The sequence below is a fragment of the Planomonospora sp. ID91781 genome, assembly GCF_015711595.1.
GTDB lineage: Bacteria > Actinomycetota > Actinomycetes > Streptosporangiales > Streptosporangiaceae > Planomonospora > Planomonospora parontospora.
This window is the reverse complement of record NZ_JABTEY010000001.1, coordinates 3,688,689-3,701,241: the sequence shown is the minus strand read 5'-3', so window position 1 is coordinate 3,701,241 and position 12,553 is coordinate 3,688,689. Positions and strand designations below refer to the sequence as shown.

11 protein-coding genes are annotated in these 12,553 nt (G+C 73.2%); 5 read left to right on the top strand and 6 right to left on the bottom strand.

Annotated elements, in window-relative coordinates:
* Positions 1-41 precede the first annotated feature (41 nt).
* Both HS048_RS16725 and HS048_RS16720 read right to left on the bottom strand, forming a co-directional pair.
* Positions 42-1,703 (bottom strand): catalase, encoded by a 1,662-nt coding sequence (locus HS048_RS16725; RefSeq protein WP_068893903.1) that lies wholly within the window; start codon positions 1,701-1,703, stop codon positions 42-44.
* A gap of 184 nt (positions 1,704-1,887) precedes the next feature.
* The gene (locus HS048_RS16720; RefSeq protein ID WP_196467402.1) at positions 1,888-2,280 is read right to left on the bottom strand and encodes a ChaB family protein; all 393 of its coding nucleotides are present in this window, start codon (positions 2,278-2,280) and stop codon (positions 1,888-1,890) included.
* A gap of 180 nt (positions 2,281-2,460) precedes the next feature.
* Here HS048_RS16720 and HS048_RS16715 point away from each other — a divergent pair, with 180 nt between their 5' ends.
* A complete protein-coding gene (locus HS048_RS16715) occupies positions 2,461-2,733 on the top strand; it encodes a hypothetical protein (protein WP_191898295.1) in 273 nt (90 codons plus the stop codon).
* A gap of 21 nt (positions 2,734-2,754) precedes the next feature.
* On the opposite strand, the gene HS048_RS16710 is transcribed toward HS048_RS16715, so the two are convergent.
* Both HS048_RS16710 and HS048_RS16705 read right to left on the bottom strand, forming a co-directional pair.
* Positions 2,755-5,043, bottom strand: coding sequence for an ATP-binding protein (locus tag HS048_RS16710; protein WP_196467401.1), 2,289 nt, complete (start codon positions 5,041-5,043; stop codon positions 2,755-2,757).
* A 92-nt stretch (positions 5,044-5,135) separates the two neighbouring features.
* A complete protein-coding gene (locus tag HS048_RS16705) occupies positions 5,136-6,305 on the bottom strand; it encodes an ROK family transcriptional regulator (protein WP_191898294.1) in 1,170 nt (389 codons plus the stop codon).
* A gap of 143 nt (positions 6,306-6,448) precedes the next feature.
* Here HS048_RS16705 and zwf point away from each other — a divergent pair, with 143 nt between their 5' ends.
* The 4 genes from zwf to eda all read left to right on the top strand — a co-directional run bounded on the left by zwf (position 6,449) and on the right by eda (position 11,584).
* Positions 6,449-7,933, top strand: coding sequence for a glucose-6-phosphate dehydrogenase (zwf, locus tag HS048_RS16700; protein WP_068893906.1), 1,485 nt, complete (start codon positions 6,449-6,451; stop codon positions 7,931-7,933).
* Between the two features lie 65 nt (positions 7,934-7,998).
* Complete coding sequence (gene edd / locus HS048_RS16695) at positions 7,999-10,005, top strand: phosphogluconate dehydratase (RefSeq protein ID WP_230881674.1); 2,007 nt, start codon at positions 7,999-8,001, stop codon at positions 10,003-10,005.
* Positions 10,002-10,967: a glucokinase gene (glk, locus tag HS048_RS16690; protein ID WP_196467400.1), complete on the top strand. Its 966-nt coding sequence runs from the start codon at positions 10,002-10,004 to the stop codon at positions 10,965-10,967. Before edd ends, glk begins: the two co-directional genes overlap by 4 nt.
* Positions 10,964-11,584 carry a bifunctional 4-hydroxy-2-oxoglutarate aldolase/2-dehydro-3-deoxy-phosphogluconate aldolase gene (gene eda / locus HS048_RS16685; RefSeq protein WP_068893908.1) on the top strand — a complete coding sequence of 207 codons (621 nt, stop codon included), beginning with the start codon at positions 10,964-10,966 and terminating at the stop codon, positions 11,582-11,584. The genes glk and eda overlap by 4 nt, the downstream gene beginning before the upstream one ends.
* Positions 11,585-11,689: 105 nt before the next feature.
* On the opposite strand, the gene HS048_RS16680 is transcribed toward eda, so the two are convergent.
* Both HS048_RS16680 and HS048_RS16675 read right to left on the bottom strand, forming a co-directional pair.
* Entirely contained in the window at positions 11,690-12,022 is a 333-nt protein-coding gene (locus tag HS048_RS16680; RefSeq protein WP_068893909.1) for a TraR/DksA C4-type zinc finger protein, read from the bottom strand.
* Between the two features lies 1 nt (position 12,023).
* On the bottom strand, positions 12,024-12,383 hold the full coding sequence (locus HS048_RS16675) for a TraR/DksA C4-type zinc finger protein (protein WP_068893910.1): 360 nt from the start codon (positions 12,381-12,383) through the stop codon (positions 12,024-12,026).
* Positions 12,384-12,553: the final 170 nt, after the last annotated feature.

Here is a 12,553-nt window from a genome sequence, read left to right as displayed (position 1 = left end):
GGGGATCCGGCGCGGACGCCCGCCGCGGGCGGGAGTCCGCCTCAGCCGCGGGTGACGACCGCCCGCTGGTTCGGGACGCAGTGGGTCATCTGCAGGCCGTCCACGTCACGCGGCCCGTTCTTGCCCAGCCTGGACAGCCGCTCGCGGTCCTCGTCGGTGAGGTCCTGGCTGGCCAGCGGCTCCAGGTGCGAGACGTCGTCCGGGGCGATGCCCAGTCCCTCGCCGACGCGCAGGCCCAGGTCGTCCTCCACCAGCAGGAAGTGCCAGACCATGCGCTCCTGGATGGGGCGGTCGCACTGCGACAGCAGCGTGACGAAGTTGTGCACGAGGTCGTCGCGCTCCCACTGCTCCATCAGCAGGTAGCGCTGACCGGCCTGCTTGTAGTCGTTGGTCCGAGGGATGCGCTTGCGGGTCAGGCGCCCGGTGATCACGGGCCCCTGCTCGTCGTGCGTGGGGAACCGCCCCTCCCGCAGGCCCCCGTTGATGGACGGCTCGTAGTTGACGTGCGGGTTCTCCCCGGCGCCGTCCACGTGGTAGGTCATCAGGCCGTCGCGCTGGTTGGTGCGCACGTCGGCGTTCTTGGCCTGGTTGACCGGGAGCTGCAGGTAGTTCGGGCCCACCCGGTAGCGCTGGGTGTCGCTGTAGGAGAACGTCCGGCCGACCAGCATCTTGTCGTCGGAGAAGTCCAGCCCGTCGACGAGGACGCCGGTGCCGAACGAGATCTGCTCGTTCTCCGCGAAGTTGTTCTGCACGTTCCGGTCGAGGACCATCCGGCCGACGGGCCGCGCCGGAAACTGGTCCTCCGGCCAGACCTTGGTGTCGTCCAGCGGGTCGAAGTCCAGCTCGGCGTGCTCCTCGTCGGTCATGATCTGCACCAGGAGCTCCCACTCCGGGAAGTCGCCCCGGTCGATGGCCTCGTGCAGGTCCTTGGTGGCGTGCCCCAGCTCGGTCGCCTGCACGGCCGACGCGTCCTCGACGGTCATGCTCCGCACGCCCTGCTTGGGCATCCAGTGGTATTTGACCAGATGCGTCTCTCCGTGCTGGTTGACCCATTTGTACGTGTTCACGCCGAAGCCCTGCATATGCCGGTAGTCCGCCGGGATGCCGCGCGGACTGAAGAGGTTGACCAGCATGTGCATGCACTCGGGCGTCTGCGACATGAAGTCGAAGATCCGGTTGGGCTCCTGGCGGAACGTCACCGGGTCCGGCTTGAGAGCGTGGATGACGTCGGGGAACTTGATGGCGTCCCGGATGAAGAAGACGGCCAGGTTGTTGCCGACGAGGTCCCAGTTGCCGTCCTCGGTGTAGAACTTCACCGCGAAGCCGCGCGGGTCGCGCGCCGCCTCCGAGGAGTCCCGGCCGCCGATCACGGTGGAGAACCGCACGGCCACGTCGGTGCGCTTGCCCGCCTGCTGGAAGAGCTTCGCCCGGGTGTAGCGGCTGATCGGCTCGTCCCCGAGGTAACCGGTGGCCTCGAAGAAGCCGTAGGCGGTGACCCCGCGGGCGTGCACCACCCGCTCGGGGATGCGCTCCCGGTCGAAGTGGCTGATCTTCTCCAGGAACTGGTAGTTCTCCAGCGTGGCCGGGCCCCGGGCGCCGACCGTGCGCTGGTTCTGGTTGTCGTATACCGGATGGCCCTGCCGGTTGGTCAGCACCGGACGCTCGTCACCCGGCTGCGGTCCCATGCTCGACACGTCCGTCATGATGACGCTTCCCTCCCTGCTGCGTTCGCTTCCGGCGTTTCCTATCCGCTGCCGACCGGCTTATAGCGAAGGCGGGGAGAATCTTCGGAAAAATGCCGCGTTCCAAACACCGGGCGCCGCCGTCCGGCGTCCGACGCGGGGCCGGCCCCGGGACCGGCGGCCGCCGGGCCCGGGGCCGCCCAGGTCAGCGGGCGTCCGCCGTGCGCTTCCTGTTGGCCTTCTTGATGGCCTCCACGAGCTGCCCCTTGGTCATCGCCGACCGCCCCCTGACGTCCAGGCGCCGGGCGATGCCGTACAGGTGCTCCTTGGACGCGGACTCGTCCACCCCCTCGGCGGTCCTCCCCGCCCGGGGGGTGCTCTTGCGCGCCTGCGCGTCGGAGGGCCCCTTCTCCTGCTTCGGCTCCCAGTGGTCGCCGACCTTCTCGAAGGAGTGCTTCAGCGCGGAGAACGCCGTGCGGTGCGCCCGCTCGCCCTCCCCGTAGGTCTCCACCGCCGAGTCGTGCGCCTTGATCCAGGTCTCCTGCGCCTTCTTGGGAGAGCGCCGCAGGGTCGACGGCAGTTCCTCGCGTGCCGGCATCGCGCGATCACCTCTTTCCGCTCGTCCGTGTCCTCGTGCCCGTCGCCCCTTCCCGCCCCGCGCGGGAACATTCGCCGGAGCCTCCCACCGCCGCGCGGCCGTACGGCCCTGCCGGCGGGAGGGCGCATGGGAGGGGTCGCCGTGGGTACGGGAGCGGTCTGATACGGAGGAGGGTGCGATATGACTCACGAACCGCAGCGTCCGGAGCAGACGTCCAGGACCGGCAAGACGATGGTCCCGGCGACGCCCCGCGACGTGGTCCATATCCGGCTGGGCTCGTTCGCCATGATCGCCGCCATCGCCATCGGCGTGCTCAGCTTCGCCGCGGGTCTCGTCTGGATAACCGCGGTGATGGCCGTGCTCGCCGTGGTGGCGGCCGTGGACATGGGGATGGCCGTCCGACGGCAGAACCGGAACCGCGAGCAGCGCGGGGGGATGACCGAGGCGGGCTGACCCCGCTCGGAACGGTACCGCTCAGGACGGCCCTCCGGGCCGGTCCTCGGCACCGGGTCCGTGCTCGACGGCGGGTTCATCCTCGGCGGCGGGCAGGGTGAAGCGGAACCGGGCGCCGCCGCCCGGGTTGTCCTCGGCGGTGATCTCACCGCCGTGCCGCTCCACGATCCGCTCGCAGATGGCCAGGCCCAGGCCGGTCCCGGTGTAGCCGCCGACCGCGCGGTGGAACCCGGAGAAGATGGCCTGGTGCTGGCCCGGCGGGATGCCGATGCCCCGGTCGGCCACCTCGATCCGCACCCGCCCCGGCGGGGCCGGCAGGGATCGGACCTCCACCTCCGCGCCCTGCCCGGGCCGGACGTACTTGACCGCGTTGCCGATCAGGTTGTCGACCAGCTGCCGGACCAGCGGCGGATCGGCGTGCACGGCAGGCAGCGGGCCGACGCCGATCCGGGGCGCGGGCCGGCCGGGTTCGGCCGCGGCCGCGGTCAGGTGCTCGGCGGCGACCTCCCGCACCAGCGCGTCCAGGTCGACCTCCCTCGGCTGGAGCGCGGCGTCCCGGGCGGTGGCGTACGCCAGCAGGTCGTCGATCAGGCCGGCCATCCGGGCGATGCCCGCCAGCGCCTGGTCCAGGTGGCGCACGCACTCGCCGGCCACGGCCCGCACCGCCGGCTCCCGCGCCCCTCCGGCGCCGGCCGCCCCGGAGGGCTCACGGGAGTGCTCGCCGGCCAGTTCGTCCAGCTCGTCGCGGACCAGCTCGATGAACCCGCGCATCGCGGTCAGCGGGCGGCGCAGGTCGTGGGCGACGACTCCCGCGAACGCGGCCAGCTCGGCCTCGTGCTCGCGCAGCGCGGTGATGTCGCGGAAGACCGTCACCGCGCCGGACTGCCCGCCCGACGGGTCCAGCGGCTGCGCCGAGACGGAGAGGACGATCCCCTCGGGATGGGCCCGGTTGCGGATCATCATCGGCACCTGCTCCACGCGCCGCCCGGCCAGCGCCTGCGTCATCGGCAGGTCCTCGACGGGGAACGGCGCGCTGCCGTCCGGCAGGAGGATGCCGTAGTGGTCCTGCCAGCTCTCCGGCCCTCCAGCGGCGGGCGGGACCCCGAGGATCTCCCCGGCCGCGGGGTTGTTCATCAGGAAGCGGCCCTGCCCGTCGACCACGCCGACGCCGTCGCTGACGCTGTCGAGCACCGCGGCCAGCAGCCCGGCCTGGCGGCGGGCGTCGGCCTCGGCGGCGCGCAGCCCGGCGGTGGCCGCCACGACCTGGGCCCGGGCCCGTGCCCTGCCGCCGCCCAGCGCGGACACCAGGGCGGCCAGCAGCAGGCTCAACGCGGTCCCCGCGACCGTGGCGGTGAGCGGCAGGGGACTGTGCGCGCCGGGCAGCAGCGCGGAGGCGGCGGCGATCTCCAGCTGCCAGTGGCGCTGGGCGACCTGCACCGAGGTGGTGCGGTGCAGGTCCCGGGGGACCTCGCGCGGGGCCCTGCCGCGCAGCTCGGCGATCGGCACCAGGGAGCCGTCCCCGTGCCGGGCGAGCAGCCGCACGTCGCTCAGCCCCTGCGCGGCGCGCCGCAGGGTCGCGCCGATGAAGTCCTGGCCGCGCACCCCCATCAGCACCCAGCCGACGAACGGCCTCCGGTCGCCCTCGACCGGCCCGTAGACCGGTGCGGTCAGCACGATCGAGAGCTGCCTGCGCTCCGGCGGCAGGTAGCGGTCGCGGATCAGCCGGTAGGTGTCGGACACCGTGACCTGGCCGCTGCGGCGCGCCTCGGCCAGGGCGCGGGCGGACTCGGGGGCCTGGCTGGCGTCGACGCCGATCGCCGTCCGGGTGGACCCGTCCAGTGACCGGCTGAGGACGGAGAAGACGTGCTCGCGCTCGCGCCCCTCGGCGTTCAGGACGAGGTCCGGGACGCCGCGGCGGCGCCAGAACTCCTGCACGCGCGGGATCTGCTCGGCGGTGGCCGGCACCATGAGGGCGATCGAGGTCGCCCCGGCCAGCCGCATGTCCTCCAGCACCCGCGTCGTCTGGTCGAACTCGGGCTTCGTCAGCCGTGCGTGGGACCCCAGCGCGGCGGCCAGCAGGCGGAGCGTGTCGGCGTACCGGCCGCTCTCTGTCGCCACCGCGTCGGTGACCAGGGCCGTGCGCCGGTCCAGCTGCTGCTCGGCGCCGTGCTGCTGGGCCTCCCGCAGCGCGGCGCCGACCCAGACCGACAGGGCCGTGCCGGTCACGGCGACGAGCAGCGCGATGAGGACCACCAGCGCCATCCCCGTCCGGGAGGCCCGGCGGAACCGCTCCCCGAATCCGCTCCGCACGACGTCCACTATCAATGCACCCTGCCCCGGATCCGGGCACCCCACGCCGTCGCGCGGGCACGGTGCGTGCCGGGGCGCCGTGCCCCCGCGGGTCAGGGCGGGGAGTCGACCGCCTCCGGGGAGAGGACGTGGTCGAGGACCATGTGGGCGCAGCCGACGATGCCCGCGCCGGGGCCTAGGCGGCTGCGCTCGATGCGGAGGTTGCGGGTGGACAGCGCGGTCGAGCGGCGGTAGACGACCTCGCGCACCCCCGACACCAGCGGCTGGAAGGTCTCGGCGACGTCGCCGCCGAGGACGACCACGGCCGGGTTGAGGATGTTGACCGCGCTGGCGACGACCTCGCCCAGCATCCGGGCGGCGTCCCGGATCACCGTCATCGTCTCGGCGTCCCCGCCCCGGACCAGGGCGACCACGTCGGCGAGGGTCTTGACCTCGTATCCCCGGGAACGCAGCCTGCGCAGGATCGCGGTGGCGCTGGCGACCGAGTCCAGGCAGTCGGTGTTGCCGCAGCGGCAGAGCACTCCCCCGCCGTCGCGGACCGGGATGTGGCCGATCTCCCCGGCCGCGCCCAGCGCGCCGCGCAGGATCTCGCCGCCCGCGATGACGCCCGAGCCGATCCGGGTGGAGACCTTGATGAACAGCAGGTCGTCGGCCTGGCCGGCGTAGACCGCGCGGTGCTCGCCGATGGCGATGACGTTGACGTCGTTGTCCAGGAAGACCGGCACGGGGAAGCGCTCGGCGATGATCGGCGGAATGGCCACACCGGTCCAGCTCGCCATGATGCGGGCGCTCTCGGTACGGCGCGCGGCGAACTCCACGGTCGCCGGGACGCCCAGGCCGACGGCCCGGATCAGGCTCGCGGGGCGGTCGCCGAGAAGCTCCTCCCAGGTCCGCATGACCAGGGGCAGCACGACGTCGGGCCCTTCCTCCACGTCGACGGCGAGGTCGGCGCGGGCCAGCTCTCCGGCGGCGAGGTCGCAGACGGCGATCTGCGCGCGGCTGGCGCCCAGCGAGGCGACCAGGACCACGCCGCCGGCGGCGTTGAAGGCCAGGCGGGTGGGCGGGCGCCCGCCGGTGGAGGGGCCCTCGTTGTCCTCCACGATCAGACGCCGGTCCAGCAGCTCGGTGACGCGCAGGGAGACCGCGGGCCGGGACAGGCCGGTGACGCGTCCGATGTCCGCACGGGTGACGGCTTCACCGGTGCGGATGAGGCGGAGCACCTCGCCGCTCGTGGCGAGCGCGGCTGCGGGACGTCGAGGCATCGGCCAAGTGAACCACACCCCCTTTGGAAATGAAAGGTTCCGACTTTCTCATCTCAGATGACAAAACTCCGCTTGTGTAAAGCACAAGACACGGCTAGTGTCCGATCTATCCTCAAACCGGAAGATCACCACGGAGCTCCCTCATGTCCGAGACCCCCAAGACCGCCGACCTGATCGTCTTCGGCGGCACAGGCGACCTCTCCATGCGGAAGCTGCTCCCCGCGCTCTACCACTGCGACCGCGACGGGCTGCTCGCCCCCGGAACCCGGATCATCGCGATGTCCCGGGGCGGGCTCGACGACGCCGACTTCCGCGGCAAGGTCGACGCCGAGGTCCGCTCCTCGGTACCGGTGGACGACGCCGGGGACCGCGGCGTCTGGCAGCGGTTCCTCGACCGCCTGCACCACGTCACCATCGACATCTCCGGCGAGGACCCCACCGGCTGGCAGCGCCTCGGCGCCCTGCTCGCCGGCCACGAGGAGCGGGACCGGGTATTCTACCTGGCCAGCCCGCCCATGACGTTCGGCCCGTTCTGCCGCGAGGCGAACCGCGCCGGCCTGGTCACCCCCGCCTCGCGGGTGGTGCTGGAGAAGCCCCTCGGCCGCGACCTCGCCAGCGCCCGGCACATCAACGACGAGGTCGGCGAGATCTTCCACGAGCGGCAGATCTTCCGCATCGACCACTACCTGGGCAAGGAGACCGTCCAGAACCTGCTCGTGCTCCGCTTCGCCAACGCGTTCCTGGAGCCGATCTGGAACTCCCTCTGGATCGACCACGTCCAGATCACCGTCGCCGAGACCGTCGGCACGCCGGGCCGCCGGGGCTACTACGACCACGCCGGCGCCCTGCGCGACATGGTCCAGAACCACCTGCTGCAGCTCCTGTGCCTGGTCGCCATGGAGCCGCCGGCGCGCAACGACCGCGAGTCCATCCGGGACGAGAAGGTCAAGGTCCTGGAGTCGCTGCGGCCGATCACCGGCAGCGAGGTCGACCGCTTCACCGTCCGCGGCCAGTACACCGCCGGCGAGTCCGGCGGCGTGCAGGTCCCCGGCTACCTCGACGAGCCCGACGGCACCCCTCCCACCGAGGCCTCCCACCGGGTGGAGACCTTCGCGGCCATCCGCGCCGAGGTGAAGAACTGGCGCTGGGCCGGCGTGCCGTTCTACCTGCGCACCGGCAAGCGCATGCCGTACCGGTGCTCGGAGATCGTGATCCAGTTCAAGGACGTGCCGCACTCGATCTTCCCGGGCAGCGCGCCCAACCGGCTGGTCCTCCGGCTCCAGCCGAGCGAGGGCATCCGGCTGCACATCATGGCCAAGGAGCCGGGCGCGGGCGAGGTGGCGCTCAAGCCGGTCCCGCTGAGCCTGAGCTTCGCCGAGACCTTCTCCGGCCGCGTGCCCGACGCCTACGAGCGGCTGCTCATGGACGTCCTGGCCGGCAACCCCACCCTGTTCATGCGGCGCGACGAGGTGGAGGCCGCCTGGCGGTGGATCGACCCGATCCTGCGCGAGTGGGAGTCGCAGAGCATGCTGCCCGAGCCGTACCCGGCGGGCACCTCCGGCCCGGCCGGAGCGCACGAGCTCGTCGACCGCAGCGGCCGCGCCTGGCACGAGGAGGACCCCGCGTGAACGACGGCTCCGCCCCGACCGACCCGACCGAGCGAACCGACACCCACACCGATGGAGGAGGCCGGATGAACCGCGTCGTCCAAGAGGTCACCGACCGCCTGATCGAGCGCAGCCGCGCCAGCCGCGGCGCCTACCTGGCGCGCCTGGAGGCCGAGGCCGAGGCCGCCCGCGGGCGGGGCCCCGCCCGCTCCAGCCTGGGCTGCGCCAACCTCGCCCACGGCTTCGCCGCCGCCGGGATCGACAAGCCGGCCCTGCGCGCGAGCGTCAGGCCCGGCGTGGCGATCGTGTCCAGCTACAACGACATGCTCTCGGCGCACCAGCCGTACGAGACCTACCCGGCGGTCCTCAAGGACGCCGTCCGTACGGCGGGCGGCGTCGCCCAGTTCGCCGGCGGGGTCCCCGCGATGTGCGACGGCATCACGCAGGGCCGTCCCGGCATGGAGCTCTCGCTCTACAGCCGCGAGGTCATCGCGATGGCCACCGCGATCGCGCTCTCCCACGACATGTTCGACTCCACGCTCATGCTGGGCGTCTGCGACAAGATCGTGCCCGGCCTGCTGATCGGCGCGCTGCACTTCGGCCACCTGCCCGCGGTGTTCGTGCCCGCCGGGCCGATGACCTCCGGCCTGCCCAACAAGGTCAAGGCCCGCACCCGGCAGCTGTTCGCCGAGGGCAAGGTCGGCAAGGACGAGCTGCTGGACGCCGAGTCGCAGTCCTACCACTCCCCCGGCACCTGCACGTTCTACGGCACCGCCAACTCCAACCAGGTCATGGTCGAGGTCATGGGCCTGCACCTGCCGGGCGCGACGTTCGTCAACCCGCGCACGGAGCTGCGCGAGGCCCTGACGAAGGCGGCGGGCCGGCGGGCGGTGGAGATCACCGCGCACGGCGACGAGTACACCCCGGTCGGGAAGGTCGTCGACGAGAAGGCGATCGTCAACGCCTGCGTGGCGCTGCTGGCCACCGGCGGCTCGACCAACCACACCATGCACATCGTCGCCATCGCGGCGGCGGCCGGGATCGAGCTGCTCTGGGACGACCTGGCCGCCCTGTCGAAGGCCGTGCCGCTGCTGACCCGGATGTACCCCAACGGCCAGGCGGACGTGAACCACTTCCAGGCCGCGGGCGGCATGCAGGTGCTCATCGGCGACCTGCTCGACGCCGGGCTGCTCCACCGCGACGTGCTGACCGTCGCCGGACACGGACTCGACCACTACCGCTCCGCGGCCGAGCTGAAGGACGGCGAGCTGGTCTGGACCGAGCGCACCGAGGGCAGCGGCGACCTGGACGTGCTGCGGCCGGTGAGCGACCCCTTCTCGCCCGACGGCGGCACCCTAATGCTCGACGGCAACCTGGGCCGCGCGGTCATCAAGGTCTCGGCCGTCAAGCCCGAGCACCTGGTGGTCGAGGCCCCGGCGAAGGTCTTCGACGACCAGCTGGAGCTGCTGCGCGCCTTCGAGGCGGGCGAGCTGGACGGGCAGGACTTCGTGGCGGTCATCCGCTACCAGGGCCCGAGCGCGAACGGCATGCCCGAGCTGCACAAGCTCACCCCGCCGCTCTCGGTCCTGCTGGACCGCGGCCAGCGGGTGGCGATCGTCACCGACGGCCGCATGTCGGGCGCGTCGGGCAAGGTCCCGGCCGCCATCCACCTGTCGCCCGAGGCCGCCCACGGCGGTCCGATCGCGCTGGTCCAGGACGGCGACCCGATCCGCCTCGACTCCACGGCGGGCACCCTGGAACTGCTGGTGCCGGCCGGCGAGCTGGCCGCCCGCACCCCGCAGGGCGCCCCGCTGACCGACGCCCAGTGGGTCGGCACCGGCCGCGAGCTGTTCGCCGCCTTCCGCGCCGCGGCGGGCCCCGCCGAGCGCGGCGCGGGCATCTTCGCCCTCAACGGCCGCGCCGAGAGCCTCGCCCGCTCCGCCGGGGGCGCCTCGGACGCCGGATCGGCCCCGGGCACCGTGGACGCCACGGGCACCGTGGACGCCACGGACGCCGGGAACGCCGGGAACACCGACACCGGGGGCGCCGAGGACGCCGGGAAGGCCGTTCCGTCCGACGGAGGGGACGCATGAGCCACCCCTGGCTCGTCGCCGACATCGGCGGCACCAACGCCCGGTTCGGGCTGGTCACCGAGCCCGGTGGCCGGCCGGAGTCGGTGGCCGTGCTGGCCGGCCGGGACCACGACGGGCTCCCCGAAGCCGTAGCCGCCTATCTCGCAGACCATGCGGGCGGAGTTCGGCCGGGAGCGGCCTGTCTGGCGATCGCGGGCCCGGTGGACGGCGACCGCTACCGGCTGACCAACGCCGGGTGGTCGGGTTCGGTGCGCGATCTGGGGATCCCGCACGTCGAGCTGCTCAACGACTTCGAGGCGCTGGCCGCGTCGCTGCCGCACCTGGCCGGCGACGACCTGGTCTCCTTCGGCGGTCCCGAGCCGTCGCACGGGGTCAAGGCGGTGCTCGGCCCGGGGACGGGCCTCGGCGTCGCGGGCCTGGTGCCCGCGGCGGAGGGATGGATCCCCCTGCCCGGCGAGGGCGGGCACGTGACCGTGCCGGTCCTGGACGAGCGGGACCGCGAGATCGTCCGGGCGCTGCACTCCGAGGGGGCCCGCCACGTGGTGGCCGAGCACCTGCTGTCGGGACCGGGCCTGACCCGGCTGCACCGCGCCCTGGCGCTGGTGCGCGGCGTGGACGCGCCGCGCCTGGCCCCCGCCGACATCGTGGACCGGCTCGACGACTCCCTCTGCGCGGAGACGGTCGACGTCTTCTGCGGCCTGCTCGGCACCTTCGCCGGGAACGTCGCGCTGACGCTGGGCGCCCGCGGCGGCGTCTACCTCGGCGGCGGCGTGCTGCCCCGTATCGTGGACCGGGTCCTGGCCAGCGACTTCCGCCGCAGGTTCGAGGCCACCCCGACCCTTGACGACTACCTGTCCGCCATCGCCACCACGCTGATCGTGGCTCCGCAGCCCGCCCTCACCGGCGCGGCGGCCTGGCTGGCCCAGCGCCTGGCGAACACGTCCAACCTGGAGTACGCATGAGTCTGCTCGACATCGCCCCGGTCGTCCCGGTCGTCGTGATCGACGACCTGGAGACCGCGGTGCCCCTGGCCCGCGCCCTGGTGTCGGGCGGCCTGCCGGTCATCGAGGTCACCCTCCGCACCCCCGCCGCGCTGGAGGCGATCAGGCGGATCGCCGCCGAGGTGCCCGAGGCCGTGATCGGCGCGGGGACCATCCGGACCGCGCGCGACGTCGCCGCCTCGGTGGAGGCCGGCTCGAAGTTCCTGGTCAGCCCGGGCAGCACGGCCGCGCTGGTGGACGCCATGGAGGGCAGCGGCGTGCCGTTCCTGCCCGGCGTCGCGACCGCGTCGGAGGTCATGACGCTGGCCGAGCGCGGGCTGACCGAGATGAAGTTCTTCCCGGCCGAGGCCGCGGGCGGCCTGCCGTACCTGAAGTCGCTGGGCGGTCCCCTGCCCGACGTGCGCTTCTGCCCGACGGGCGGGATCAAGCTCGCGACGGCTCCCGACTACCTCGCGCTGCCGAACGTCGGCTGCGTGGGCGGGACCTGGCTCACCCCGGCCGACGCCCTCGCCTCGGGTGACTACGCCCGGATCGAGAAGCTCGCCGCCGAGGCCGCCGCGCTCCGCCCGGCCGCCTGAGACCGCCGGGCATCCGTCCGCCCCGCCGTCCGCGGCGGTCATGGGCCATCTCCGTCTCCGGCGTCACCGGCGTCACCGCGGCCGCGGTGACGCCGGTTCAGCGGTTCAGCGGGTCTCGTGGCTGCGCTGGCACTGCACGCACAGCCGTGCCAGCGGCCTGGCCTTCAGCCGCTCGTAGGGGATCGCAGAACCGCAGCCGTCGCATCGGCCGTAGGTCAGCCCGGTGATCCCCGCCAGGGCGTCGCGCACCACGGCGGCGTTCCGCTCCGCGGAGACGATGTCGGCGAGCAGCTCCGCCTTCTCCGACACCTCCACCGCGTCGCCGTTCACCGCCGCCTCCAGTTCGGCCAGCCGCTTGTTCCACCGGAACAGCTGCTCCTCCAGTTCCTCCCGGATCGTGCCGAGCTGGACGCTGCTGAGATGGGTCCCGACGGTCATCTCACTTCCTCCCGTCGTCGCAGGCGGCGCAGCGGCGGGTGTGCGGGACGCTCCGCAACCGCTCCAGCGCGATGAACGTCCCGCATCGGCCGCAGGTGCCGTAGACCCCGAAGTCCAGCCGCTCGATCGCCGCCTCGATCTCGGCGACGGCCGTCCTGGCGCGCTCGGCGCGCCCCCAGGCCAGCGGGACCGGCCCGTCCCCGGCGGGCCGCTCCGGCCCGCGCCCGCCCTCGGTGAGGGCGCTCCACTCCTCCCGCGCGGCGGTGAGCCGCTCGTGCAGAAGCGCGCGCAGTTCCTCCAACTGCGCGGTGTGCCGCTGGTACTCGCCCAGCAGCCTGCTCGCCGATCTGATGTCACCCATGACGACACCGACTCCTTGCATGGTTCGCTGACGGCTCGGGCCGGTCGCGGCCCGTCACCGTGGGATCCGGTCCCGGCCGGCGGCGGACGCGCGGAACCGCGCGGGACGCACAGCCGGGAGACCCCCGTCGAGGCCGCGTACGGCGGGCTCGGCGGAGGTCCGGGAAAGGA

What these genes read in the sequence shown, in the direction of transcription:
- HS048_RS16725 (WP_068893903.1), bottom strand. Translation starts at nt 1,703, where the DNA reads ATGACGGACGTGTCGAGCATGGGACCGCAGCCGGGTGACGAGCGTCCG.
- HS048_RS16720 (WP_196467402.1), bottom strand. Translation starts at nt 2,280, where the DNA reads ATGCCGGCACGCGAGGAACTGCCGTCGACCCTGCGGCGCTCTCCCAAG.
- HS048_RS16715 (WP_191898295.1), top strand. Translation starts at nt 2,461, where the DNA reads ATGACTCACGAACCGCAGCGTCCGGAGCAGACGTCCAGGACCGGCAAG.
- HS048_RS16705 (WP_191898294.1), bottom strand. Translation starts at nt 6,305, where the DNA reads ATGCCTCGACGTCCCGCAGCCGCGCTCGCCACGAGCGGCGAGGTGCTC.
- zwf (WP_068893906.1), top strand. Translation starts at nt 6,449, where the DNA reads ATGTCCGAGACCCCCAAGACCGCCGACCTGATCGTCTTCGGCGGCACA.
- edd (WP_230881674.1), top strand. Translation starts at nt 7,999, where the DNA reads ATGAACCGCGTCGTCCAAGAGGTCACCGACCGCCTGATCGAGCGCAGC.
- glk (WP_196467400.1), top strand. Translation starts at nt 10,002, where the DNA reads ATGAGCCACCCCTGGCTCGTCGCCGACATCGGCGGCACCAACGCCCGG.
- eda (WP_068893908.1), top strand. Translation starts at nt 10,964, where the DNA reads ATGAGTCTGCTCGACATCGCCCCGGTCGTCCCGGTCGTCGTGATCGAC.
- HS048_RS16680 (WP_068893909.1), bottom strand. Translation starts at nt 12,022, where the DNA reads ATGACCGTCGGGACCCATCTCAGCAGCGTCCAGCTCGGCACGATCCGG.
- HS048_RS16675 (WP_068893910.1), bottom strand. Translation starts at nt 12,383, where the DNA reads ATGGGTGACATCAGATCGGCGAGCAGGCTGCTGGGCGAGTACCAGCGG.